Raw genomic sequence first — 25,171 nt, forward strand, 5'->3', positions numbered from 1 at the left:
TGGTTTCGGGATAAATCGGCCCGGCTTCAGAAGGCACGTTGGACCCAGCTGAAGCCAACCGTTGGAACTTGCGTCGCGAAAGAGCCCAATGGCATGACCAGGGTGGCGTCTTTGCTGCGGTAACAATGCAACGGTCAGACAAATTGAATGGGACAGTGCCTAGACTGAATATCGGCAACACGCGTCAATACTTTAACTAAGGGGACCCCGGATTTTCCCGACCTGCTTCCTGTTCCAGCAGCTGGATCCAGAGCTTCTGTGCAATGGGTCCGTGAGCGGTGTCCCGACGGCGCGCTGCGTAGTGCTTGAGCGTGGCGCCCCGCAGGTGCCTTCCTTCCAGCGACACCAGCCGATGTTGCCTGAGGTCGCCGGCCACAAGATGAGACGGCATGTGGCCCCACGCCAGCCCTTGCACAATCAGTTCACGCTTCATCAACTGGTCAGGCACGGTACAGGTCGGCGCGCCCTCGATCAGGTAGTAACTGGCGTCTGATGGCTGTGTGCCCGTGTCACGAATGACGCACTGCACATAGGGCCTCAAATCATCGGGCGTGAGCAATTCGTCAACAGGCTGCCGGAGAAACCCGGGCGCTGCGACCGGCACCAGTTTCACTTCGAAAAGCTCGATGCTTTCGATCGCCGGCGACGGTTTGTCGAGGTGATGAAAGATCAGTTCGCAATCGCCATTGCGCAGCCGTTCCCACGGGCCGCTTATGGCCTCGAACAGCAACGTCAGCCGTGTGCCTGTATGGCTCCCGAAGAACCGTCTCAGCAGACCCAAGGTCTCCGGCAAAGGACAGAGGTCACCCACGACCACACGCAACTCGGCCTCTTGGCCGGCAGCGAGTTGGGCTGCTTCTCGCCGAAGATTTTCATATTGACGAAGAAATACGGCCGCCCGCGAGCGAAACGCGGCGCCTTCCTCCGTGAGCGAGACCCGATACCCGGTCCTGTTCAGCAGCACCATGCCCAGCTGCGCTTCCAGCGCCGTCACGGCCGCGTGGACGGTCGGATGCGTCCGGTTCAGACGCGCTGCAGCCGCGGCGAAGCTCCCCTCGGTCACTAAGGCCTCGAAGCATTGCAACTGTAGAAGGGTGGGTTCATTCATTGTAGGATCCGACTTCAGTCCTTGTCGAAACATCGTAATTTATTTCGATGGTGACCGATCCTACCATTCGTTCTCCCATTGAGGAGATCGACATGAAGGCAATTTCGAGGAAAGGGTTTGGTGGTCCGGACGTGATGGAAGTCGTCGATGTGCCGGAGCCTGCGGTGAGGCCGGGTTGTATCCTGATTCGCGTTCGTGCATTTGGCCTGAACCGGGCCGAACTCTATATGCGTCGCGGATTGTGGGGGGAGGTGGCCGACATTAGCGGCATCGAATGTGTCGGGACCGTTGCTGCGGATGCGACGGGGGTTTTGCGCGAGGGCCAGACCGTCATGGCATTGATGGGCGGAATGGGACGAACGATCAACGGTAGTTATGCAGAATACGTCGTGGTACCTGCATCCAATGTCGTGGCCGTTGAAACCACGCTTGACTGGGAAATTCTCGCTGCATTGCCGGAAGCCTATGCGGTTGCCTGGACGTGCCTTCACCGGAACCTGGAATTGAAGGCCGGACAGCGACTCGTCATACGCGGGGGCACGTCGAGCCTGGGACAGGCGGCTATCGACATCGGTAGCCAACTCGGTGCCGATGTGATTGCGACCACCCGTCGATCAGGCAGCGAAGCTTTGCTCCGTTCGCTTGGCGCTGCACACGTAGTGACGGCGCAGGAGGATTTGCTTGCGGCGCCGGATTGGCCCGGCGGCAAGGCTGATGCGGTGCTCGATCTCATCGGAAACAGCACGGTTCTGGACTCATTGCGTGCAACGCGGCGGGGCGGCCGTGTCTGCCTCGCGGGGTTTCTTGGGGGGCTTGCACCTCTTGCCGAGTTCAATCCGCTCGGCCAGATGGCAAGCGGTGTCCAGATGAGTTTTTTTGGAAGTTTTATATTCGGGACTCCGGAGTTTCCACTGTCGGACGTGCCAATGCAGCAGATCGTGGATTTCGCGGCGGGTGGTTTGTATCGAGGCCGGCCAACGCGGATATTTGGCCTGACCGAGGTGCCGATGGCTCACGAATTGATGGAGCGTAATGAGGCAAGAGGAAAGGTTGTTGTGCTGATCTAGTCGGTCCCCGGGGAATCGCGACCGGCCGAACCGGGGTACTCTCACTTCAAGCCGCTACGAGGCGCGCAGCACCTTGGCCAGCTCTGCCAGCCGGTAGGGTTTGGATATAAAAGTGAAATCGTCGAGTTCACCGTGATCCCGGCGGAGCGCCAACAGCGGAAAGCCGGAAGCCAGCACGATTTTCACAGCAGGATAATCCCGCCTCACAAGGGCTGCCAGCTCAATGCCGCTCATCCCATGCCCCATCATGACATCGCTGAACAGGATATTGATGGCGGGGTTCTTTTTCAGTATTTCAACCGCATCCGATGCGTTACTGGCCACCAATACTTCATAGCCGATACTTTGGAACAACTCGGAAGCCGCGCCCAGCAAGTCGGGTTCGTCTTCGACCAGCAAGACGGTTTCGACCGACAAACGGCCGGCATACTCGTTTGCACCGTTCACCTCGTCTTCGACTTTGGGAAGATAGAGCTCAATGGTCGTGCCTTCGCCCTCGACGCTCCTGATCACAATGTCGCCGCCCGACTGGGTGATGAATCCATATACCTGGCTCAAGCCGAGGCCTGTTCCGCGTCCGGGTTCCTTCGTAGTGAAAAACGGATCCAGAGCGCGCGACAACACAGCGGGTGACATGCCCGTGCCGGTATCTGCGATGGAGATCCTGACGTACGCACCAGCGGGAAGAGTGCCGACCGCGCCGTGCTGAAGTTCGACGATCTCCGTGCCGACTACGACTGTCCCGCCTTCGGGCATTGCGTCGCGTGAATTCGCCACGAGATTGAGGAGCGCTGCCTCAAATCGCGGACCATCCAGCAGGACCGTCGGCTTTTCGGAAGCAAGCTTGACCTGACACGTGATCGACGAGTTCCCGACACGCTGCAGCATGGGTTCGAACTCGCTGATCAGCGCATTGAGATTAACCTTCTCGATTTTCAGCGGTTGTTGGCGAGCGAACGAGAGAAGCTGCTGGGTGAGCGATGCGCCACGATCAACAGCGCGTTGCATCGTCTGGATCATCTTGACGTCCAGATGCGTTCGCGACTGGCTGGTGAGCACCTGTAAACCGTTCGACAGCACGGCCAGTAAGTTGTTGAAATCGTGTGCGACCCCGCCCGTCACCTGACCGATGGCCTCCATCTTCTGCGCATGGGCAAGCGCCTGATTGGCTTGCTCCAACTCCGCGGCTGCCCGCCTGGGTTCGGTTACATCGCGAGTGATCTTTGCGAAGCCGACAAGCGTCCCGGATTCGTCCCGGATCGCATCCACGATCACGTGAGCCCAGAATTGGCTTCCGTCCTTGCGAACGCGCCAGCCTTCGAGTTCCACACGACCTTCCTTGGCTGAGATGGCCAGCGTCCGGGCAGGCGTCCCGGCCGCTCGGTCCTCCTCGGTATAAAAACGCGAGAAGTGCTTGCCGATGATTTCGCCCGCCTGATATCCCTTGATGCGCTCGGCGCCTGCGTTCCAGCTGATCACGTCGCCTGCGGGAGACAGCATGTAGATTGCATAGTCCGTCACGCCCTGGACGAGGAGGCGGAACTGTTCTTCGCTCTGGCGCAACGTCTCCTGCGCGACCTTGCGCTCGGAGATGTCGCGCGTTATTTTCGCAAACCCGACCAAGGTGCCCGTCGCGTCGCGAATGGGGTCGATGACCACATTCGCCCAGAAGCGCGAACCGTCCTTGCGCAAACGCCATCCTTCAGCCTCGAACGTTCCATGTTCGGCGGACTTGTTCAAAGCCTTCTGAGGCAATCCCGATTGTTTGTCTTCGTCGGTGTAGAACAGGGAGAAGTGCCTCCCGATGACCTCGCTCGCCGTGTAGCCCTTGAAGCGCTGCGCACCGGCGTTCCAACTGACGATAATGCCGTCGGTATCCAGCATGTAGATGGCGTAATCCTTCACGCTGGTGACGAGCATCTCGAATCGCTGTGCGTCGGAGAATCCGGTCAGGGGCTGGTCATCAGAATGGGTCATTGTCGGGTGCGGAGGGAAACGGAAAGTTGAACATGACGTTCGAACCATTGTAACGTCAGACGATGTCCGGGTCCCGCAGGACCGGTTCAAGGAGCGGTTTCGGCCCGACGGAGGCGTCGATTCCGTGAAACAAAAGCACGAGATTCAGCATGATGGCGTGGCGCCGACGTGGTTCGCGTCAGTTCAGATCGTTGGTTCACATCATGCCGCCGGTGGAGCTGCCGGCGCCGCCCGTGCTGGATGAAGGTGTTGACGTCGCCGTGAGTGGATGAGCGAGACCTGCCGAGGAAAACAGCGAGACGGCGGCCGGATCGGGCATGCCATTGGCGTCGATAGCGCCTGCTGCCGCCAGCGCGCCGAGATCACTGTCGACGCCTGCTTGCCCGACAACAAACGGCGTAGTCAGAAACGCCGGCGCCGTCAGCGTGAGCGCATAGCGCTGCTGCAGATTCGTGACGGTTGCCGATTGCGCAGCCAGCACATCGGCCTGGTTTGCCAGCACCTGCTGGAACTGCGAGTTGCTCGGGAAGCCCGCAATCAGGCTGGTCTCGCTCGTGCCGAGTTGCGACGCGAGGTAGACGAGCATCAGCTCGGTCTCAGGCGTCGTATTGAAGGTGCCGCCGGCAAAGGCCACTGAATGCAGGGTCGTGCCGCCGGAAGTCACGGTGACGATGCATGGAAGCGTGGCGTTAAACGTGATGCTGTAGTGTCCGCCGCCGTCTGACAGGGTGGAGCCCGAGCCCTGGGCACAACTGAAGCTGACCGCCGCACTGGCGAGCGCCGTGCCGGTGGCGGCCGTGCCCGATAGGGTGATGTTTGGCGCCACGCTGGCGCCGCCACAACCGTCCAGGCCGACACAGACGTTTCCGCCGCACGCGGCGAGCGCAACCAGCGAAGTCACGCAAAGCGCAGCCAGCGCGGGGCGAACGAAACACGCATTGTCAGTGCTCATGGTCAGGGTCGCCTGCCGTTGATAGAAAGGGATAGGACGACCGGCCCCACGCAAGGGGACCGGCGCCACCTGCAATTTTAAGCCCGATGTCCCGGGGCTGTTCGCCGCGCTAATCACCCACGCGAGTACAGATTCCTTCGGCGTATAGATCAGACATTGGAGCAATTCCACACGCGTTGCAATGCAACGAACGGTGAGGTTGAAGCAGCAGGCGAATGCGTCGTCGCAACGGCGGATCGGCGGATTAACCCTGCACTCTGGCTACAGTGAAAGGCTTTTTGTTCTACGCTATATATGGGACCTGCAGCGCGTGCCGATGTCTGTCCCGCATCAAGGCTGGTGGGGGAAAGCTTCTGAATGAGTTGCGCCCCGGAGACGGTCCTCCCGCGCGATACGGTGCAAGCGGCTGGCGGGTGGTTTCAAGTCAGACCAATCACTTGACTCAACGCCCAAGGCAACCCGGGCGACGCGGCTCGGTCCGCGGCACGAGTATCTGCGGGCTCCCACACAATGGAGACTGATGATGTCGATTCGACTAGGAGAAGACGCACCCGATTTCACTGCCGAAACCACTGAAGGGACAATCCGTTTTCACGAATGGATAGGCGACCAGTGGGCGATCCTGTTTTCGCATCCGAAGGATTTCACGCCTGTTTGCACCACGGAACTGGGGTACATGGCTGGCCTCAAGCCAGAATTCGATAAGCGCAATACAAAAATTATCGGGCTCAGCATCGATCCCGTCAGCGACCACGAGAAGTGGCTCAAGGATATTGCGGAGACACAGGGCCACGAGGTCAGCTACCCGCTGATCGGCGACCCGGACCTGACTGTCGCGAAGCTCTACGACATGATTCATCCGGAGGCGAGCGGCGGCGGCCCGCGTACCGCGGCAGACAACGCGACCGTACGTTCGGTGTTTCTCATCGGGCCGGACAAGAAGGTCAAAGCCATGCTCGTCTACCCAATGAGCGCGGGCCGCAATTTCGACGAAGTGCTGCGGCTGCTCGATGCGCTGCAGCTCAACGCGAAACATTCGGTGGCGACGCCGGTGAACTGGAAACCGGGTGAAGACGTGATCATTCCCACATCCGTTTCCAACGATGCCGCGATGCAAAAATATCCGCAGGGTTTCAAGACCGTAAAGCCTTACCTGCGGTACGTTGCGCAGCCGAAGTAAAACGCTCGTTGATTAGAGCGGCGAGCGCCTGACAGTTCCCAAGTCCGGCGCCCGATGTGAGTCCGGCCGCGTTCCTGTGCCCGGCTTTCTGAACGGGCTGCGCGTGATTCGATTGCTTGCAGGGCAGGTTGGCGACGCGTCATGGGCAGCAATCCTTAAGCGCTCGCAAAAGGCGAGCCCCGGAGCGAAATCGTGTTGACCTTCCGCCAGCTATTCGATCAGCAATCGTCAACCTACACGTATCTTCTGGCGGATAGCACAACACGCGAGGCTGTGCTCATCGATCCGGTATTTGAACAGGTGCGCCGCGACGCAGCCCTGATCGAAGAGCTTGGATTGCACCTGCTTTACACAATCGACACCCACGTCCACGCCGATCACGTGACCGGTGCATGGATGCTGAATCGCCGCACAGGTAGCGAGATTGCGATCTCGGCTGCGAGCGGCGCCGAAGGCGCGGACCGCTATCTGAGTCATGGAGACAGGGTCGAGTTCGGCTCTCGGTACCTGGTAGTGCGTGCGACACCGGGCCATACCGATGGCTGCATCACCCTCGTACTCGACAACGAGACCATGGCGTTTACCGGCGATTGCCTGTTGATCAGGGGCACGGGCCGCACGGATTTCCAGAGCGGTGACGCGCACGTCATGTTTCGCGCGATCCACAACCATATTTTTACGCTGCCCGCCGCGTGCCTGCTTTATCCGGCCCACGACTATCGCGGCTTGACGGTCACCAGCGTGGCCGAGGAGCGGCGCTTCAATCCACGCCTCGGCGGTGAACTGTGTGAAGACGATTTCACCGGATACATGACGAACCTGCACCTGCCGCATCCGAAGCAGATTGACGTAGCCATGCCTGCGAACCTGAAATGCGGTCTGGCTGCGAGCTACCCCGCGCAGATGGGGGAGCCCAACTGGGCGCCGCTGTCATGCAGCTTTGCGGGCATCTGGGAAATCAATGCCCAGTGGCTGGAGGAAAATCTGCGTGCGGTCGAGATCGTCGACGTGCGCGAACCTGACGAGTTCAATGGACCGCTGGGGCGTATTCCCGCAGCCCGGCTCATTTCATTGGGTGACCTGGCCGGGCGCGCCGCTGAACTCACGAAGGAACGCCCGATCGTGACTGTCTGCCGGGCCGGCGGACGCTCGGCACAAGCGACGATCATGCTGCGACAGGCCGGCTTCGAGCGGGTCGCCAACCTTGCCGGTGGCATGCTCCGCTGGCGCGCGGAAGGACGCGTCGTCGAAAACGGCAGCGTGTGACGGTATCGTCATCCGGGCGGCGTCCGCGCTTCTGTTCCGCTTCGCTCGCCGAAGTGGAGCAACGCGGGTGCGAAGAAGCAGCCCATGACTGCGGACAGGATAATGAAAATCGAGGCTGCATCGACCAGCAGTCCGAAACGGATGAAAATATAGAAGCAGCAGAAAAGATTCAGCAGATGAAGGAAGACGCCCAGGATGGTGGACCCCTTGGGGACGGCTCTTAGAAATCCCGCGAACCGCGACTGAGTTCGGGGAACATACCAGATGATCAGTAGCCCAAAGGTCATGATGAAGGCGCTCTCCGCCCATTTCAGCCAGGTGGGGCGGCGCAGGAAACGTCCCTCGAAAATCGTCTCTATGACTTGCGCCTGTACTTCGATACCCGGCACCAGTTCCCCCAACGCGGTCGTGCGCATGTCGGTCACGCCGGTGCCGGTCAGTCCGACCAGCACCAATTTGTTCCGGAACCGTTCCGGATCGACTGTTCCCTGCAGGATGTCGCGTGCCGACACGTAGCGGTTCAGCGTCGACCGGATGGAGGCGAAATGCAACCAGATGTCGCCGCCGGGCTGCGTGGGCACCTGCGCATCCGCGACACCCACCGCCTGCACGCCCGACGCGTCGGCAAAAACGTCGATTGCCGATGAACCCGTGGCGAGGCGGAACATTTCCATCGGCAAACCGGGGACCAGTTTCTCTCCCAAACCCATGACGAGGGGAATGCGCCGGACCACGCCTTGTTCGAGCGCCACGCTCAGCATTGCCTGCCCGTGGGCCGCCGCCTGCAATTCGGGCAGGCTGGCGAGCACATAGTCGAACCGTTGCACGCGGGCAAGCGGGTCGGTGCCATGCACGAGGATCGGCGCGCTTCGCATGTCAGTGCTGGCGGCGAAAGTGGGGTGATCGAGTGCCGCGGCACCCAGTATGGTCGGCGCTGCGCGCAACGACCTGGCGAGAATGGCTTCGTGACTGGGAAGTGCCCGCAAGCCGGCGGCGAGAGCCGCTGCCGTTGCCGGCAGATTGCCGGCAACCTTGTCGGGAGAGGTCTGATCCGGTTCCGGCATGTAGATGTCGAGACCGATAGCCAGCGGTTTCAGTGCAGCAATGGCATCGATCAGGCTCGCTAGTCTGTTTCGCGGCCATGGCCATTGACCGACGGTTGCCAGCGTCGCGTCGTCAATCTCGACAATGGTCACGGGTTGAGCCGCCGGAATTCGCGGGAAGCGGCGTTGATACTGGTCGAACAGAAGTTGCCGGGCCGTTTTAAAGGAGTCAGGAAGCGTTTCGTCAAGCGCGGCCACAAAAGCCGGACGCGGTATGTTGCTGGGCCATTCGCTGGACAGGTTGATCAGGCTCAGGCCGAACAACACCAGCAGTGCCACCGGGCGCCCCTGGGCCGCCCTAAGCAGATTCCTGATCCTGGCCAGCCATAGGTCGTAGTAGCGTTTCATCAAGGGAAAGCCCGTTCACCGTCGATGACTGGCGCGGCTCACTGGATGGTGATGACTACGCGCCGGTTCATGTGATTGGGAACACCATCCGCCGTGTGGACCAGTGGCTCGCGCTTGCCGCGGGCAGCGGTCTCTATCTGTTGGGCGGGAATGCCTTGCTTGATCAGGAACGCTGCAACAGTCTGCGCTCGCCGCCTGGACAGGTTGTCATCGAAGTCCTGGGCGCCCGCCAGATCGGTGTGACCCACCACCACGAGCTTGGGCGCGGGCCAGGTAGCCAGCACGGTTTTTAATTGTTTGACCGTGGCAAGTGACTCCGGGGCCAATTCGGTGGCAGAGTCAAAGAGGAAAAAAATCGTGAATGTCATGGGGCGGGGAGGCCGGGCCGCAAGCAGCTCGCCATATCGCGCCTGCACACTGGATTGGCTATCCATTGTTTTTTCGATGGCGCCTCCCTTGGCGACGTCCACGCCGGCATACGCCTTGTTGATTGTCTGCTCTCCGGTGGCGCTGTGGACAATGACCGCGCCGACCTTGCCCTCGGGATCCGGCAATAGAATAATTTTGTCCGGGGGCGTGCTGCACCCGGACAGGACAGCCAGCATGACAAATGCCGCTGCAGAAGTCTGGCGGTGACATTGGAGGGCGGCCTTCAACGCGCACTCTCCCCGTTACCACCGACTTCGATGATGAATGCCGTGCCGCGCACGCCCAGCGTGGTGGTCGGCGTGCTGAAACGGACGGCATCCGGATTCGCCTTCGCCAGCTTGCCTGAAATCACTGCCAGGGAGCCGCGCTTGATGGTGGCATCGAGCACCCCGTCATGGGTCGTGGTATTGAACGCGAACTTGTTGAGCTCAAGAATGGAATTGGCGCCGGCCGAGAGTTGGGTGTCGTCGCGAAGCGTGATACCCACTGAGGATTCCGGGCCGGTCACTATGCGATCGCTCCCATAAACCTCGCTGCCGATGGCCGCGCCCGAACTTGTTCCGGCGCGCTCGACCTGCACCGTGCCCTTGACGGTCTTGACGACGCCGGCGGCATCGGCGGCAAGCGCATCGGCAGCCGCCACGCACCCGCAGGCAAGAATCAAGGCATAGGTGATGGCTTGGAGACGCATCGGTGGCACCTGATTGCGTAAGCGCTGCTTTTCCGCGGGGTAGCCTGGCTCCCCCATGTCGACCCGGAGGGTGAGGGGGCTTGTGAAGGACCTGCAGAAATACTGCTCGTGGAAGGCAGGTGGAGACGTTTCTGCGGTATCGAACAGAGTATGGCCCGGACCCGAACGACTCTGTGCGCTGCCGCGCATATCGCCGCCGGGCATTTCCCTGGCGGCTGGTTTGCGGCTACAAACAACGCTGTTTCCCGGCGAGCGCCGCAACCCGGCGCAACTCGTCTTAACCCGCCGTGATCCTCAGCAACCACGCGAGCAGCGGTTTCAATTTCTCGCGATATTCATTACGCGGCGGATGCACGAGGTAATACCCCGAGCCCGTTTCAAGCACGCGTTCGAACGGCGCCACCAGCGCGCCACTCGTCAGGTTCTCCTGCACCAGGTTCAAGTCTCCCAACGCCACGCCATGACCGCGCACCGCCGCGCCAAACGCAAGGTCGAGCGTGTCGAACACCTGCTCGCGATACGTATGCGACGCGAGTTCATCGCTTTCCTGTTGCAGCCATAACATCCAGCCGCGTCTGCCAAAGCTCGAATGCAGCAGCGTGTGATGTTTCAGATCGGCCGGCTCCGCCAGCGGATGGGGCCCAAGCGCGGTCTGCGGCGAACACACGGGTGTCAATCGTTCGCGCATCAGGCAGGTCGCCTCCAGTCCCTCCCAGCGGCCATTGCCGAACAGGATGGCCGCATCCAGCGTGCCTTCGCCGAAATTGGTCGGCAGGAACCAGGCGGTATCGATGTTCAATTGCGTGCCCGGCACGTCCGCATAGAAGTCGGGAAGGCGCGGCAGCAGCCAGCGCGCGGCCAGTGTTGGCGTGACCCGCAGCGTGATGGTCTGGCCGCCCGTGCTGATGATATGCATCGACCGGCGCGCGGTCGCCAGCAACTCTTCCACGATAGGCACAAGCCGCTGGCACTCGGCGGTCGGCACGACCATGCGCGTGTGCCGGACGAATAGCGCGCAGCCGAAATACTCCTCGATCTGCTGGATATGCCGGCTCACCGCGCTCTGGCTGAGGAACAACTGCTGCGATGCCGCCGTGAAATTACCGCATCGGGCTACAACGAGCAGCGACTGAAGCACGTTGAACGGCGGATAGCGTTCGATTTTCATTTATGCGAGTTATGCATGGTAACCATGAGATTTTACCGTTTGTCGCTTCAAAATTGGCATTCATAAAATCGCCTCGAAAGTTAAGGTTTTTTGCCTCTTGCCCCAAGCGCAGGAAGCCTTGAACGAGCAGGGCGCCGGGCGGTATGCAACTTCAAGCCGCTTCAATACCGCCTCACATGCCCGCTTTCAGACCATCCACTTCCAGGGAGCTTTTGCATGACTCAACCTTCAGACCGGCTGTGGGGTGGACGCTTCAAGACAGGTCCTTCTGCCGCACTGACCGCGCTGTCGCGCTCGGACCCGAGCTTCTTCCGCCTCGCACCTTACGATCTCGCCGGCTCGCGCGCCCATGCGCAGGAACTGCGCCGCGCGGAAATCCTGACGGCTGACGAACTGCAGCAACTGCTGCGCGAGATGGACCGGCTGGAGGCGCAGTTCCTGGCGGGCGAAGTGGGCCCGACGCTTGACGATGAAGACGTACATACCTTCCTCGAGCGCGAACTGACGCAACGCCTGGGCGCAACCGGCGGCAAATTGCGCGCCGGCCGTTCGCGCAACGACCAGGCGGCGAACGACCTGCGCCTCTTCCTGCGCGACAAGGCGCGCACGCTCGCACAAGCGGTCATCGATTTGCAGAATGCATTAATCGAACAGGCGAACGCGCACGTGCATAGCGTGAGCGCAGGGTTCACGCATTTGCAGCCGGCGCAGCCGATCGTGTTCGCACATCACTTGCTCGCGCATGCTCAGTCGATCTATCGCGACGTCGATCGTCTGGTGGACTGGGATCGCCGCAGCGCACGTTCGCCGCTGGGTGCAGCGGCGCTGGCGGGATCGGCGATATGCCGGCGGCCGGAGTTGTCGGCGGCGGAACTCGGTTATGACGGCCCGTGTGAAAACTCCATCGACGCCGTCGCGTCGCGCGACCACGTCGCCGAGTTTGTGTTCATCACCAGCATGTTCGCGGTGAACCTGTCGCGGCTCTCGGAAGAAGTCATTCTCTGGACCTCGCGCCAGTTCGGCTGGGTCGTCCTCGACGATGGTTACGCGACGGGCAGCTCGATCATGCCGCAGAAGAAAAACTCGGATATTGCGGAGCTGACGCGCGGCAAGGCGGGGAGGTTGATCGGCAACCTGAGCGGTCTGCTCGCGACACTCAAGTCACTGCCGCTCGCGTATAACCGCGATCTCGCTGAGGACAAGATCGCCGCGTTCGACAGTATCGATACCCTCGAACTCGTGCTGCCCGCCATGGCCGGCATGATCCGCACCATGCATGTGAACGCGGATGAAATGCGCCGCCAGGCGCCGCTCGGCTTCACGCTGGCAACCGAAGTCGCCGACTGGCTCGCGCTGCGCGGCGTGCCGTTCAGCGAAGCGCACGAGATCACCGGCGCGTTGGTGCAAGCCTGCGAGGAGCAGGGCATTGAACTCTCCGAGGTATCGGTTGCGACGCTGGCAAAGGTCGATGCGCGGCTGGAACCCGCAGTGCTCGATCACGTGACGCTGGACGCGGCGGTGGCGGCGCGCAGCGGTTTCGGCGGCACCGCGCCGGTGCGTGTGGCCGAGCAGATCACGCGTTTGCAGACGGCGCTCAATCAGCAGCTGGCATGGGCCACTTCATACGGCGGGCCGACATGCTGAGCGTTTCAAAGGAGGTCGCACCCGGCGACGCGATCGACGCCGGCACGGCCGACGCCACGCAGCTGGAATACGTGCACCGACGCCATTGGGGCCGCTACATTGCGTCGGCCGTGATCCTGGCGATCGTGGTTTATATAGGCCTGGCGTTTGCGCATGGGCAGATCGAATGGCGTTATGTCGCACGCTTCCTGACGGCGAAGTCGATCCTGACGGGCCTCGTCAACACCATCGTCATGACGGTGCTTGCGATGGCACTGGGCGTGGCGCTGGGCGTCATCACCGCGATCATGCGGCTGTCGACCAACCCGGTGCTGCAGACAGTCGCGCAAGCCTACGTATGGTTGTTTCGTGGCACGCCGGTGATCCTGCAACTGCTGCTGTGGTTCAACCTCGCGCTGGTGTTTCCGTCGATAGGCATCCCGGGTTTCTTCGAGTGGCGCACCGTCGACGTGATGACGCCGTTCCTCGCTGCATTGCTCGGGCTCGGTATCAACCAGGGGGCGTATACATCGGAAGTGGTGCGTGCCGGTTTGCTCTCTGTCGACACCGGCCAGTACGAAGCGGCGAAGTCGATCGGTATGCCGAGGCTGCAGGCGCTGCGCCGTGTGATCCTGCCGCAGGCCATGCGCGTGATCGTGCCGCCTATTGGCAATGAACTGGTGGGCATGGTGAAGCTCACGTCGCTCGCGAGCGTGATCCAGTACGCGGAGATGCTGCATAACGCGGAGAACATCTACTACGCCAACGCCCGGGTGATCGAACTGCTGATGGTCGCGGGTATCTGGTATCTCGTGGTGGTGACGGTGCTGTCGTTCATGCAGTCGCGCGTGGAGCGGTTTTACGCACGCGGCGCGGGTCGTCCGTCGGGCCGGCAATAGCCCCGGCGACTGAAAAGGAAAACCCACCCATGAGTTCTATCGGTTCAAGCGGTTCAATCGTTCGTGCGGTCGACGTGCGCAAGTCCTATGGCGACTTCAAGGCGCTGCAAGGCATTACCCTCGACATTCCGAAAGGCGAAGTGCTGTGCGTGATCGGACCGTCGGGTTCGGGCAAGAGCACGTTTCTTCGCTGCATCAACCAGCTCGAAGAGATCAACGACGGCGCGTTGTGGGTCAACGGCGAGCGCGTGGGCTACCGGCGCGTGGGCAACAAGCTGTATGCGTTGTCGGAGAAACAGGTCGCGCGCCAGCGGCTGGCAACCGGCATGGTGTTCCAGCGCTTCAACCTGTTTCCGCACAAGACCGTGCTGGAGAACGTGATTGAAGGGCCGGTGCAGGTGCTCAAGCGGCGCCGGCCGGAGGCGATTGAAGAAGCACGGTCGCTGCTCGAGCGCGTGGGCCTGGCTCACAAGTGCGATGCGTTCCCGGTGGAATTATCGGGTGGACAGCAGCAGCGTGTCGCCATTGCACGAGCGCTTGCCATGCACCCGCAACTCATGCTCTTCGACGAACCCACCTCCGCGCTCGATCCTGAACTGGTCGGCGAAGTGCTTGCCGTGATGCGCGATCTTACCAAGAGCGGCATGACGATGATCGTCGTCACGCATGAGCTCGGATTCGCACGTGAAGTGGCGAATCGCATTGTGTTCATGGACCAGGGGCAGGTGGTGGAGACCGGCACGCCGGAACAAGTTCTGTCGAATCCCCAGCACCGGCGCACACGGGAGTTTATTTCCGCTGTGCTGTCCTGATTTTTTATCCGTGACTCCAGAGCGTCTGGAACACGGTCTGACCTTTATCTTCAGCGAGTTTCCATGAATGTTTACCTTCGTCTGACGCGGCTTGCAGCGCTCGTAACCGGTACGGTCGCACTGACCTTGTCCTTGTCCGTGTCACTCGCACACGCCGGGACGGCTCCGTCGATTGGCAAAAGCACGCTGGTCGCGGCCATCGTGCCGAACTATCCGCCGTTCGAATACAAGGACCCGGCCACCGACAAGCTGATGGGCTTCGACGTGGACCTGGGCGAAGCGATTGCCGCGAAACTCGGCGTCAAGCTGCAGTGGGAAGAAACCGGCTTCGACCAGATGATGAGCGCACTGACCACTAACCGTGTCGATGTGATTCTTTCAGGCATGACCGACCTGCCGTCACGCCGCGAGGCAGTGAACTTTCTCGACTACGTCACGGGCGGTCCGCAGTTCTACACCGTCAAGGCGCGTGCCGGCGAGTTCGCCAGCATTGACGCGCTGTGCGGCAAGACGGTGGGCGCGAGCCGCCGTACGTCGTGGCCTGATGACATCGCGAACTGGAGCAACGAGCATTGCGTGAAAGCCGGCAAGAAACCGGTCAACGTGAGCGGCACGAACGGGTCCGCGGATGCACGCGTGCAGTTGCGCCAGGGACGCATTGACGCTGCGGTGCAGGGTGGCGAAACGCTGCCGTACCAGAACTCGGTGGAGGAGAACGCGTACGTGCCTATCGGCAAGCCGTTCCTGTCGCAGTACAACGGCATTGGCATGGCGAAGGGCAACACGGCGTTGAATGCGGGATTGACGGCTGCGCTCAACCAGCTCATTGCAGATGGCACGTACCAGAAGATCCTCGTGAAATGGGGCCTGCAGGAACACGCGGTTCAAAAGGCGCTGATCGATGCCGGCAACTGACTTGAATCCGGGTGCTCCGCGCTGGCCTGAGGGGCAGCGCTCATGCGTCGCGCTGGCTTTCGACCTTGACGGCCCGACGGGTGATGCCATGCTCGACGGCTCGATCTGGAACAACCCCTCGTACTTCACGCTGGGCAGCTATGGCCCGTGGCGTGCACTCGAGCGCCTGCTCGACATGCTGGATGAGCGTAAGGTGCCGGCCACGTTCTTTGTCCCCGCATGGGTGGTCGAGAACTGGCCGGAGCAGTGCGCGGCGATCGTGGCGCGCGGTCATGAGATTGGTTACCACGGCTATAAACACGAGGCATTCTGGACACTCGACGCGGATGGCCAACGCGCCGTGATGGAGCGCTCGGCGCAGGTGTTCGACAAGTATCTCGGGATTCGCCCGGTTGGTTTTCGCACGCCCTCCGGCGACTGGGGTCCGGACACCATCCGCGTGCTGATGGAAGCGGGCGTGCGGTATTCGAGTTCCATGCGTGGCGACGACCGTCCGTATTTGCTGCACGCGCCGGGCATGGCCGAACCTATGGTCGAGATTCCTGGCCGTTGGGAAATGGATGACTACGCGTCGCTTGCATATCACCGCAATCCAAATTTTCCGGCGAGCCTGGATCGGATTGCGAGCTACGACACAACACTCGATAACTGGCGGCGTGAGTTCGATGGTTCGCATCGTGACGGACTGTGCCTGACGACGCTGTTCCATCCGAAGGTATCGGGCAAACCGGGCAGGATCGCGCTGCTGGAAAGCCTGATCGATCACATGCATGCACAGGGTGGCGTGTGGTTCGCCACGTGCCGCGACGTCGCTCAATGGTGGCGCGACAACTCCGCTTCACCGACTCCGCAGGAAGCTCCCAGATGAACTCTTTACGCTGGCCGCAGAACGCGCGATGCGCGGTCGTTGTCACGGTCGACTTCAACGACGAACACGGCATTCTGACGCAAGAGCCCCGCATTGCGGGCCGCGAGAAATCGCTCTCCGTATGGCGTTATGGGGCGAAGCGCGGGGTGGATCGCGTGCTGGATGCGCTCGAAGAATTCGATGTGCGTTCAAGCTGGTTCGTGCCGGGTCGCGTTGCAGAAACGCACGTGGATCTGGTGCAGCGCATCGATGCGCAGAAGCATGAGATTGGCAATAGCGGTTACGTCTGCGAGGACTTCGACACGCTCACGCTCGACGCGCAAAAAGACGCATTCAGAAAAGGACGAGCCGCGCTTGCTCATGCGCTCGGGCGGCGTGCGCAAGGGTTCCGTTCGTTCACCGGCAACTGGGCGCCGGGCTTCGCGGACTTCCTGCGCGATGAAGGCGTGACGTGGTCGTCATCGTGGCGCGGCGATGATCTGCCGTACTTCCATCTGCCAGATACGGATGCAGCGCTCGCAGCGCCGCGTCTGGTCGAGTTGCCGTTGCACTACGAGCTGGAAGACGAGCCTTACTTCGCTTATAACCTCTCGCCGGCCGTTCCCGCCGGGCAGCCGCGCATCCCTTCGTATCGCGAAGTGCTGCGGAACTGGAAGCATGATTTCGCGGCGTTTCTCCGCTTCGGTTTGTGCTTCGTGCTGAGACTGCATCCGGAGATTATCGGCACGGCGGGGCGCATTGACGTGCTGCGCGAACTGCTCACCGAGATCCGCTCACACGACGACGTCTGGTTCGCGACCGGGTCGGAGATGGCGGCATGGTGGAATCAGAACGTTGAAGCCAACGAGCCGGGGCATCCGGTCGAAGTGTATGCACGGCATCGTCGGGAGGAAGCGTGAACGCATCGTCTTTATCCCTGTCTTTATCCTCGTCTTTTTCCTTATCTCAGCGCCTGGCTGCGTTCGTTGCGGAGACCCCCGCTGACGTGCTTCCCGCAACCGTCGTGCACAAGACGAAGCGCCATATCCTCGATACCCTCGGCGCGTCGTTGGGCGGTGCGACCGCGTTGGAAGCGCGCAGTGCCCGCGCCGTCATGGGCATGGGCAGCAGCGGTAGTGTGACCGCCTGGGGCACGGCACAGACGTTCAACGCCCGCGATGCGGCCTTTGTGAATGGCGTGGCGGCCCATGCGCTTGAACTCGATGACGCCGGCGGCTGCGATCACTCCGGCGCGGTCGTGCTGCCCGCCGCATTCGCGGCGCTTGCCTGCACAGAAAGGCCTGTAACGGGCCGCGAGTTCCTGATGGCAGTTGTGCTCGGCTACGACGCCGGCCGCCGTGTGCTGGAAGCGTGTGGCGGTTATTCGCCGCATAACAATCACGGCTGGCATTCGACCATGACCTGCGGCGTGTTCGGTGCGGCTGCCGCCAGCGCGCGCCTGCTGGGCCTCGATGCCGCGCAGACTGCGGCAGCATTTGGCCATGCCGCCAGTTTCAGCGGCGGGTTGTGGGGGTTTATCCACGACGCATCGCAGACCAAGCGCATGCATACGGGGCGCGCGGCTGAGGGCGGATTGCTCGCTGCGTTGCTCGCCCGGCAAGGCGTCAGTGGTCCGACACAGGTGTTCGAGGACGTGTGGGGCGGTTTCTTCAACGCGTTTGCACGAGACACGCAAATACCCGATGCACTGCTCGCGGACCTGGGCGTTGTCTGGAAACTCACGCGCTGCTCGATCAAACCGCATGCGGCGTGCCGCAGCACCCACGCAGCCGTGGATGCCACGTTCGAGTTGCTGCAGGGGCGAGCCGCGGACCTGGACAAGCTGGTTGGCGTGCACGTCAGCCTCAGTGCCTTCGTGAACCAGATGTGCGGCGGCCGTGACCTGAGCACGCTGGCTTCGTCGCAAATGAGCCTGCCTTACGCGATCGCCACGGTGCTGGTGAACGGCCATGCCGGGATAGGCGCTTATCTCGACGCGCAGCGTCGCGACCCCCGCATAGCAGCCGCCATGGAACGTGTCACGCTCGAGATCGATCCGTCGATGTCCGACCTCGACGAGCCCGTCATCACGCTCGCACTGTCCGACGCCGAACCGCGTTCGCGGCAGGTCAATGTGCCGCTTGGCGACCCGCGCAATCCGGTGTCCGATGCGGACCTTGCCGATAAATACCGCACGCTCGCTGCCATGACGATCCCTGAAGCATCGGTGAATGCGCTTGAAATCGCCGTGCTCGATCTGGAGAATCTCGCCGATGCGCGAACGCTGGCGCACTGGCTGCAAGGTGACGCAGACGCAAGACCTGTAGTGCGTTAATCGATATTCCGACCTCCGGCCCCGACCCTCAACAAGACCTTTATAAAGGTACGCCTTCCATGAACAAGCTGAATCCGATCCGTGCCGTTTCCGGCCTGATGGCACTTTGCCTGTCGACGTTTCTCTTCGCGAGCGGCGCGCATGCGCAAGCGTTGCCCGATGCTGTCGCCAAGTCCAAAGTGATCAAGGTCGCGGTGAACTCCATCTATCCGCCGATGGAATACAAGGACCCGGAAAGCGGCGACCTGGTCGGCTTTGATATCGACCTGGGCAATGCCATTGCCAAGGAGCTGGGCGTAAAGATGGACTGGCAGGAGTCGGCGTTCGAGCAGTTGCTGCCGTCGCTGGCAACGGGCCGTGTCGATATGATCCTGAGCGGAATGAGCGATGTCCCGGGCCGCCGCGACACCGCCGATTTTCTCGACTACCTGAATTCGGGCGCGCAGTTCTATATCCTCGCGTCGCGTGCGAATGAGATCAAGCAAGCGCCGGATCTCTGCGGCAAGTCGGTTGGCACGAGCCGCAGCACGTCCTTCCCGGCCGACACGGCCGCATGGAGTGCGCAAAATTGCGAGGCCGCCGGCAAGCCTGCCATTACGGTCTCCGGTACCGAAGATACGTCCGCTGCGCGCATGCAGTTGAAGCAGGGGCGGATTGCAGCGGGCGTGCAAGGCAGCGAGACGCTGCCCTATGCCATGAAGCTTGAACCGAATACGTACAAGCCGATCGGCGAGCCGTTCGCGACATCGCCTGAAGGGATTGCGTTCGCGAAGTCCAATTCGAAGCTGCGCGACGCCGTGCACGGGGCGCTGAATAAATTGATCGCAAACGGGACCTATGCGGCGATTGTCGCCAAGTGGAACCTGCAATCGAGCGCGGTCAAACAAGTGACGCTGAACGCAGCGGCAACCAAGTAGTCGACCGCGTTTGCCGGTGCGGGGGGTCATTGAAGCACTGGTTGAAGTTCGTGGTACGTTTAGCCCCTGTCCGATCCTGTCAGGAGCCAGGGTGTCCCGAACCGCTCGTTTATTGACCTTGCTGGAAAGGCTTCGCGCGAAGCGTGTGCCGGTCACCGCGTCCGAACTCGCTTCGGACCTGGGCGTTTCCGAGCGCACGCTGTATCGCGACATTGCGACGCTGATCGAGCAGGGCGCACCCATACACGGCGAAGCAGGCATAGGGTACGTGCTCAGGCCGGGGTTGTTCCTGCCGCCACTGATGTTGAGCGAAGACGAGATCGACGCCGTGGTGCTGGGCCTGCGATACGTCGACCAGCGCGGCGATGACGTTTTACGCAAGGCCGCCGCTCAGGCGTTAGCCAAGATTGATGCTGTATTGAACGCGTCGGGCAAGGACGCCATGCGTGCCCCGACCGTTCATTCCGGCCCTCCGGTGCAGGACTTTCCTGTGAACGCCGTGCCGCTCACGAGCCTGCGCGCGGCCATTCGCGGCCAGTGCAAACTCCGGATCGCTTATCTGGACGCGCAAGGCGAGCCGTCGGATCGTGTTGTCTGGCCAGTCGTCCTGGGCTTTCTCGACAATGTCCGGATTCTTGGCGCGTGGTGCGAAAAGCGCCAGGATTTCCGCAGTTTTCGCACGGACAGGATCACGTCTGCCGATGAGACCGGCGAGCGATATCCCGGGGCGAGGGCGGTGCTGTTACGCCGGTACCGGACGCATCTCGCGAAGTCGACGCCCTGGTAGCGGGTAGTCACGTTGCAACCTGCCCAAGCGTGATCGGGGTGCGGGACGTCGATCACCTTTCACCCTGGTGACGCTACGATCAAATCCCGCAGTAGTCTAGATTCCCCAGGCCGCACGCACGCGGCTGCGGATATCGGCGAGACGCGTAGCGGGTTCATTCGCGAACACGAAGCGCAGATACCGGCCTGCATCCGGACCCCATCCGGGCATTGGCGTTGCAGCTATCTCGCCCTTCGCGAGCAGCAGTTGCGAAGCCTCGGTAGAGGGAAGCCCAAGCTGTTCAGTGTCGATCAGCACAGACCACCCGCCATGCGGCCGGATGACCGGAAGGTCATGAAGCGCGTTCAAGATGACGTCGCGTCGATCCTGCCATTGCGCCACGGCTTGGGCCACGCCGTCGTCGGTCGACGTCAGGGCGGCAGTCGCACCCGGCATACCGATTCCGACTTGGCAGACCACGTTGGACAGGCTCGTCAGGCGCACGTCGGCCATGATGCTCAGTGGTCCTACGATCCAGCCTACCCGCCACCCGATCATGCGGAACTCTTTCGAAACCGCGCCAACCGTAATGGTTCGTTCGCGCATGCCGGGCAATGACGCGGGGTGAATGACGGGGAGGCCATCGAACACGATGCGCTCCATTGCAGCGTCATAAACAAGCCACGCATTCGCGCGCCTGGACTGTTCCGCGATTGCATTCCATTCGCTCATGTTCGCGACGAAGCCGCTTGGCATGGACGGCGACATGATGAGCAATGCGCGCGTGCGCGGCCCGACTGCAGCGGACAGGCTGTCGAGGTCCAGCCGCCAGCCGTCGGCGCCAGGCACCAAGCGGGCGAACTTCGGAATGCCGCCTGCCAGCCGGACGCGATTGATGAGACCGGCATAAGTCGGATCGGTCAGCACCACTTCGTCGCCGGGTTCCAGTATCGACAAAAGGACGTTGAGAATGCCGTTCAGGCCTCCCGCGGATATGATGCATTCGCTGTTGGCGTCGTACTCGATTCCGGTCGATCGCTGCATGCGCGCCGTCACTGCCTGACGCAGCGCAACCTGACCGGTAAAGGGCAGGTAGCTGTTGGCGTTGTCGTCGTCTATGGCTTCATGGGTCTGGCGAACGGCGTCGGCCGGCGGCCGTATATCCGTGTCCAGGTTCTCGAGCCTCAGGATGTTGGGATTGTTCGACGAATCCGCGGCGTCACCCATTTTGTCGACACCAATTCCGGGAATACTTTGCAGGCGAGTGACAGTCACATGAGCCTCCTAATTTGTTTTAATATATTAAAATGAAAAGATCGATCGATGCAAATCTTTCTCCCGGGTCGCTGTGCGACCGCCTGCGCGAGCGGATCCTGCGCGGTGAACTGGCGCCCGGCACCCAGTTGCGCCAGGACCGGATTGCCGAGGAATTCGGCACCAGCCACATTCCCGTGCGAGAAGCATTTGCTCAACTGGAAGCGCGTGGCTTCGTGACCATCGTTCCTAACCGCGGCGCTTTCGTGTCTGCCATGACACGCGACGAGGCGGAAGAACTGCAGCAGATGCGCGTTGCACTCGAGCTTCTCGCGCTCGACGCAGCTATTGACGTGTTCAGTACAGAGGATGCGGCGGCTGCGCGCGCCACGCTTGCGCTGGATGCGAGCGTGACTGACGTCGACCAATGGTCGAAAGACAACTGGGCGTTTCACCGCTCGATTTATGCGGCCTGCGGCAAGCGCCACCTGATGGAAACGCTGGAGTCGATATGGCAGAAGGCAGACCGGTATCTGCGTCTTGTCTGGCAGATCGAGGCCTATCAGGACACCTCGTTTGCCGAGCACACCCGGATTCTTGCCGCTGTTGAAGCGAAGGACAAACGCCTGGCGAAACGGTTGACGAAAGAGCATATCGTCGAGGCAGGTATTGTCATGCTCGACGCGCTGCGCGCTCATCGTTCGCGTTAGGCGTTTGACGCAAACAGTACGAAGGTCTCAACCCGGGCAACAACAAGAAAAGAACCATGACAAACGAATTTCACGAGAGAAACCGCCTTTCCTGGGATGCCGCCACGGCAGCGCATAACAGTCACAAGGGTGATCAGGCTGCATTTTTCCGCAATGGCGGTTCAACGCTGTTCCCCGAGGAAGTCGAGTTGCTTGGCAGTATCGAGGGACTGGACCTGCTCCATCTGCAATGCAATTCGGGGCAGGACACGCTGAGCCTCGCGCGTCTTGGCGCCAACGTGACCGGTGTCGATATCTCGGACGAAGCCATTCGCTTCGCACGGGATTTATCGGAGCAATCAACCATCTCGGCGATCTTCCACCGCGCCGACTTGCTCACCTATTTCGCGGAACAGGCAAGCACGCCGGGCCGGTTTGACCGCGTGTTCGCTTCTTATGGAACGCTCTGCTGGCTCTCCGATATCGACGCATGGGCGCAAGGCGTGGCGCATTCGCTCAAGCCCGGCGGCCGTTTTGTGCTGGTCGAATTTCATCCGTTCGCGATGATCTTCGACGAGCAATGGAACATGCGATACGACTATTTCGACCAGACGCCGATCGCAAGCGATGGCGTCAGCGACTACGTTGCGCTGTCAGGCGAGGGACTGGCGCCGGACGGCTACGAGGCCGGCGTCGAGACCTTTGTGAATCCCCATCCGAGCGTCGAGTTCTTTTGGGGAATCGGCGACGTTGTGACGGCATTGGCCAAAAACGGCCTGGTCATCGAGCAACTTCGCGAGTACCCGTATGCAAACGGGTGGAAGGGTTTTGAACGCATGCGCGACAGCGGCGGCCGGCGCATGGTGCCTCCGCAAGACATGGTGCGCTTGCCGCTGATGTACGGCATCGCGGCGCGAAGGGCGGGGCGGTGAACGAGTCGCGTGCGCTTCGAAGCCGAAAGGGTTGAGCTCGCAAGCCATGACCGGCGCTTAACAATCTGCTTAATTTGCAAATGTGGCGCCGGTCCGCACGTGTTATTTTTGTGGAAAATACATCCCTTAACCCCCTCTCACTGGAGAACGCCAATGACCGCCTTAGCCGCCGTTGCCGCCATACTTGCAGCGCTATTAATGGGGGCGATGAGCCCCGGCCCGAGCTTTGTGCTGGTCGCGCGCAACGCGATCGGCCTGTCGCGAGCGGATGGTCTGGCGACCGCGCTCGGCATGGGAGTGGGTGGCGTTTTCTTCAGCGGCATCGCGCTTGCCGGACTCTATACGCTGCTGTCCGCGGTCGAATGGCTGTATGTCGGCTTGAAGGTGGCCGGCGGGCTTTACCTGATCTACATTGCCTCGAAGATCTGGCGGGGTGCGTCCAGTCCGCTAGTCGTGGACGACGGGCGCGACGCGCAAAACCACAACCTGCGTAAGTCATTCTGGATCGGTCTTACGACGCAACTCAGCAACCCGAAGACTGCGATCTGGTACGGCAGTATCTTCGCCGCCTTGTTGCCGCAACATCCGCCTCTCTGGTGTTACCTCATCCTGCCGCCCATGATCTTCGCGATAGAAGCAGGGTGGTACACCATTGTCGCCGTGTGTTTCTCCAGCCGTCGTCCGCGCGAGCTTTACCTTCGCGCCAGGAAATGGATCGATCGTATTGCGGCAGGCGCCATTACTGCGCTGGGCCTGCGATTGATTTTGACCGCGCATAAAGCGGGTATCTGACGGTGACGCGGCAGCCGGGGCTACGCCCTGGCGAACCGCATCTGGATGACCAGCCACCAGAGGCGAATCGCGATATCAGCGAGATTCTGGAGACGAACCCGCGGTCCGTTGAATAAGCACCTTGACCCGTCTTCGAGAAGCCGGGCGCGGAGACGCGCGTTGCGGCAGCCGCTGCTGCATGGAGCGCGGAAAGGTAAGTAGGCGCAGTGGTATAGACAGGATTTAAAGCTGCAATTTATAACGGGTCTTCGCTGCCCGGAATACTGAAAATTCAGGGTTAACACGGATATAACTGACTTGTAAGCTATATTCTCCGCAAGCCACCTGCCTTTATCCGGCAATGCCGCCGCCCATCACTAAAAATATCTTCCCTCATCCGTACCTATAAAAACCTCTTGTATATACCGATTTTGTTGTCCTAGACTCAAGGCTATTCTCTTGTATAGACAAGATAGCCGCCAAAGCCAAAGGACTACCCGATGATCAAGCTCACCCCCGGCAACCTGACTCTGCCCCAACTGCGCTGCATCGCGCGGGAACGCGTCCAGCTGACACTGGATCCGGCAAGCCACGCCGCTATCGACGCCTGTGCGCAAGCGGTCGAGGACATCGCTGCGAAGGGCCTGCCGGCCTACGGCATCAACACGGGTTTCGGCCGGCTAGCGAACACGCACATCCCCGCGGATCAGCTTGAACTCCTGCAACGCAACCTGGTGTTGTCGCATGCGGTCGGAGTCGGTGAGCCCATGTCGCCGCCCGTCGTGCGTTTGTTGATCGCCCTGAAACTGTCGAGCCTTGGACGCGGCCACTCGGGGATCAGGCGCGTTGTAATGGACGCGATGATCACGCTGTTCAACGCGGATATCCTGCCGGTTATCCCGGTTAAAGGTTCGGTCGGCGCATCAGGTGACCTTGCGCCGCTTGCGCATATGTCGGGCGTGTTGCTCGGCATTGGCGAGGTGTTTATCGAAGGCAAGCAAGCTTCCGCACTCGATGGGCTGAAAGCTGCCGGTCTCGAACCGCTGACGCTGCAGGCTAAGGAAGGTCTCGCGCTCCTCAACGGCACGCAGGCTTCCACGGCGCTTGCCTTGTACAACATGT

24 protein-coding genes are annotated in these 25,171 nt (G+C 61.2%); 16 read left to right on the forward strand and 8 right to left on the reverse strand.

Annotated elements, in window-relative coordinates:
• Nucleotides 1–196: 196 nt before the first annotated feature.
• Nucleotides 197–1,108, reverse strand: a complete 912-nt coding sequence (locus ABH944_RS41540) for a LysR family transcriptional regulator (RefSeq protein WP_404614752.1) — start codon at nt 1,106–1,108, stop codon at nt 197–199.
• 92 nt (nt 1,109–1,200) lie between these two features.
• Here ABH944_RS41540 and ABH944_RS41545 point away from each other — a divergent pair, with 92 nt between their 5' ends.
• Entirely contained in the window at nt 1,201–2,175 is a 975-nt protein-coding gene (locus ABH944_RS41545; protein WP_404614750.1) for a zinc-binding dehydrogenase, read from the forward strand.
• A gap of 54 nt (nt 2,176–2,229) precedes the next feature.
• On the opposite strand, the gene ABH944_RS41550 is transcribed toward ABH944_RS41545, so the two are convergent.
• Entirely contained in the window at nt 2,230–4,152 is a 1,923-nt protein-coding gene (locus ABH944_RS41550) for a hybrid sensor histidine kinase/response regulator (protein WP_404614748.1), read from the reverse strand.
• A 196-nt stretch (nt 4,153–4,348) separates the two neighbouring features.
• Nucleotides 4,349–5,104 carry a hypothetical protein gene (locus ABH944_RS41555; protein WP_404614746.1) on the reverse strand — a complete coding sequence of 252 codons (756 nt, stop codon included), beginning with the start codon at nt 5,102–5,104 and terminating at the stop codon, nt 4,349–4,351.
• A gap of 523 nt (nt 5,105–5,627) precedes the next feature.
• Here ABH944_RS41555 and ABH944_RS41560 point away from each other — a divergent pair.
• Nucleotides 5,628–6,284 (forward strand): peroxiredoxin, encoded by a 657-nt coding sequence (locus ABH944_RS41560; protein ID WP_404614744.1) that lies wholly within the window; start codon nt 5,628–5,630, stop codon nt 6,282–6,284.
• A gap of 195 nt (nt 6,285–6,479) precedes the next feature.
• Complete coding sequence (locus ABH944_RS41565; RefSeq protein ID WP_404614778.1) at nt 6,480–7,550, forward strand: rhodanese-like domain-containing protein; 1,071 nt, start codon at nt 6,480–6,482, stop codon at nt 7,548–7,550.
• 8 nt (nt 7,551–7,558) lie between these two features.
• Here the strand turns inward: ABH944_RS41565 and ABH944_RS41570 are convergent, their stop codons facing one another.
• The 4 genes from ABH944_RS41570 to ABH944_RS41585 all read right to left on the reverse strand — a co-directional run bounded on the left by ABH944_RS41570 (nt 7,559) and on the right by ABH944_RS41585 (nt 11,289).
• Entirely contained in the window at nt 7,559–9,001 is a 1,443-nt protein-coding gene (locus ABH944_RS41570; protein WP_404614742.1) for a CHASE2 domain-containing protein, read from the reverse strand.
• Nucleotides 9,002–9,039: 38 nt separating this feature from the next.
• Complete coding sequence (locus tag ABH944_RS41575; RefSeq protein ID WP_404614740.1) at nt 9,040–9,657, reverse strand: OmpA family protein; 618 nt, start codon at nt 9,655–9,657, stop codon at nt 9,040–9,042.
• On the reverse strand, nt 9,654–10,121 hold the full coding sequence (locus tag ABH944_RS41580; protein WP_404614738.1) for a FecR family protein: 468 nt from the start codon (nt 10,119–10,121) through the stop codon (nt 9,654–9,656). The genes ABH944_RS41575 and ABH944_RS41580 overlap by 4 nt, the downstream gene beginning before the upstream one ends.
• A gap of 277 nt (nt 10,122–10,398) precedes the next feature.
• A complete protein-coding gene (locus ABH944_RS41585; RefSeq protein WP_404614736.1) occupies nt 10,399–11,289 on the reverse strand; it encodes a LysR substrate-binding domain-containing protein in 891 nt (296 codons plus the stop codon).
• 216 nt (nt 11,290–11,505) lie between these two features.
• Here ABH944_RS41585 and argH point away from each other — a divergent pair, with 216 nt between their 5' ends.
• From argH to ABH944_RS41630, 9 genes are all read left to right on the forward strand, one after another.
• The gene (argH, locus tag ABH944_RS41590) at nt 11,506–12,933 is read left to right on the forward strand and encodes an argininosuccinate lyase (protein ID WP_404614734.1); all 1,428 of its coding nucleotides are present in this window, start codon (nt 11,506–11,508) and stop codon (nt 12,931–12,933) included.
• Complete coding sequence (locus ABH944_RS41595; protein ID WP_404614732.1) at nt 12,927–13,811, forward strand: amino acid ABC transporter permease; 885 nt, start codon at nt 12,927–12,929, stop codon at nt 13,809–13,811. Before argH ends, ABH944_RS41595 begins: the two co-directional genes overlap by 7 nt.
• Before the next feature lie 29 nt (nt 13,812–13,840).
• Complete coding sequence (locus ABH944_RS41600) at nt 13,841–14,623, forward strand: amino acid ABC transporter ATP-binding protein (RefSeq protein WP_404614730.1); 783 nt, start codon at nt 13,841–13,843, stop codon at nt 14,621–14,623.
• 63 nt (nt 14,624–14,686) lie between these two features.
• Nucleotides 14,687–15,538: an ABC transporter substrate-binding protein gene (locus ABH944_RS41605; protein ID WP_404614728.1), complete on the forward strand. Its 852-nt coding sequence runs from the start codon at nt 14,687–14,689 to the stop codon at nt 15,536–15,538.
• A complete protein-coding gene (locus tag ABH944_RS41610; RefSeq protein ID WP_404614726.1) occupies nt 15,525–16,406 on the forward strand; it encodes a polysaccharide deacetylase family protein in 882 nt (293 codons plus the stop codon). The genes ABH944_RS41605 and ABH944_RS41610 overlap by 14 nt, the downstream gene beginning before the upstream one ends.
• Nucleotides 16,403–17,305, forward strand: coding sequence for a polysaccharide deacetylase family protein (locus tag ABH944_RS41615; protein WP_404614725.1), 903 nt, complete (start codon nt 16,403–16,405; stop codon nt 17,303–17,305). Before ABH944_RS41610 ends, ABH944_RS41615 begins: the two co-directional genes overlap by 4 nt.
• Entirely contained in the window at nt 17,302–18,720 is a 1,419-nt protein-coding gene (locus tag ABH944_RS41620) for an MmgE/PrpD family protein (protein ID WP_404614723.1), read from the forward strand. The genes ABH944_RS41615 and ABH944_RS41620 overlap by 4 nt, the downstream gene beginning before the upstream one ends.
• A 59-nt stretch (nt 18,721–18,779) precedes the next feature.
• Nucleotides 18,780–19,637: an ABC transporter substrate-binding protein gene (locus tag ABH944_RS41625; RefSeq protein WP_404614721.1), complete on the forward strand. Its 858-nt coding sequence runs from the start codon at nt 18,780–18,782 to the stop codon at nt 19,635–19,637.
• Between the two features lie 91 nt (nt 19,638–19,728).
• Nucleotides 19,729–20,424: a helix-turn-helix transcriptional regulator gene (locus ABH944_RS41630; protein WP_404614719.1), complete on the forward strand. Its 696-nt coding sequence runs from the start codon at nt 19,729–19,731 to the stop codon at nt 20,422–20,424.
• 96 nt (nt 20,425–20,520) lie between these two features.
• Here the strand turns inward: ABH944_RS41630 and ABH944_RS41635 are convergent, their stop codons facing one another.
• The gene (locus ABH944_RS41635; protein WP_404614717.1) at nt 20,521–21,678 is read right to left on the reverse strand and encodes a pyridoxal phosphate-dependent aminotransferase; all 1,158 of its coding nucleotides are present in this window, start codon (nt 21,676–21,678) and stop codon (nt 20,521–20,523) included.
• Nucleotides 21,679–21,710: 32 nt separating this feature from the next.
• Between ABH944_RS41635 and ABH944_RS41640 the strand changes: the two genes are divergently transcribed.
• The 4 genes from ABH944_RS41640 to ABH944_RS41655 form a co-directional block, all read left to right on the forward strand.
• The gene (locus ABH944_RS41640; protein WP_404614715.1) at nt 21,711–22,367 is read left to right on the forward strand and encodes a GntR family transcriptional regulator; all 657 of its coding nucleotides are present in this window, start codon (nt 21,711–21,713) and stop codon (nt 22,365–22,367) included.
• Between the two features lie 56 nt (nt 22,368–22,423).
• Nucleotides 22,424–23,278: a class I SAM-dependent methyltransferase gene (locus ABH944_RS41645; RefSeq protein ID WP_404614713.1), complete on the forward strand. Its 855-nt coding sequence runs from the start codon at nt 22,424–22,426 to the stop codon at nt 23,276–23,278.
• 153 nt (nt 23,279–23,431) lie between these two features.
• Nucleotides 23,432–24,070, forward strand: a complete 639-nt coding sequence (locus ABH944_RS41650; RefSeq protein ID WP_404614711.1) for a LysE family translocator — start codon at nt 23,432–23,434, stop codon at nt 24,068–24,070.
• 479 nt (nt 24,071–24,549) lie between these two features.
• A partial coding sequence (locus tag ABH944_RS41655; RefSeq protein WP_404614709.1) for an aromatic amino acid lyase occupies nt 24,550–25,171 on the forward strand: 622 nt, incomplete at its 3' end.

Origin of the sequence: Caballeronia udeis (assembly GCF_044909315.1) — a bacterium.
Taxonomy (GTDB): Bacteria; Pseudomonadota; Gammaproteobacteria; order Burkholderiales; family Burkholderiaceae; genus Caballeronia; species Caballeronia udeis_A.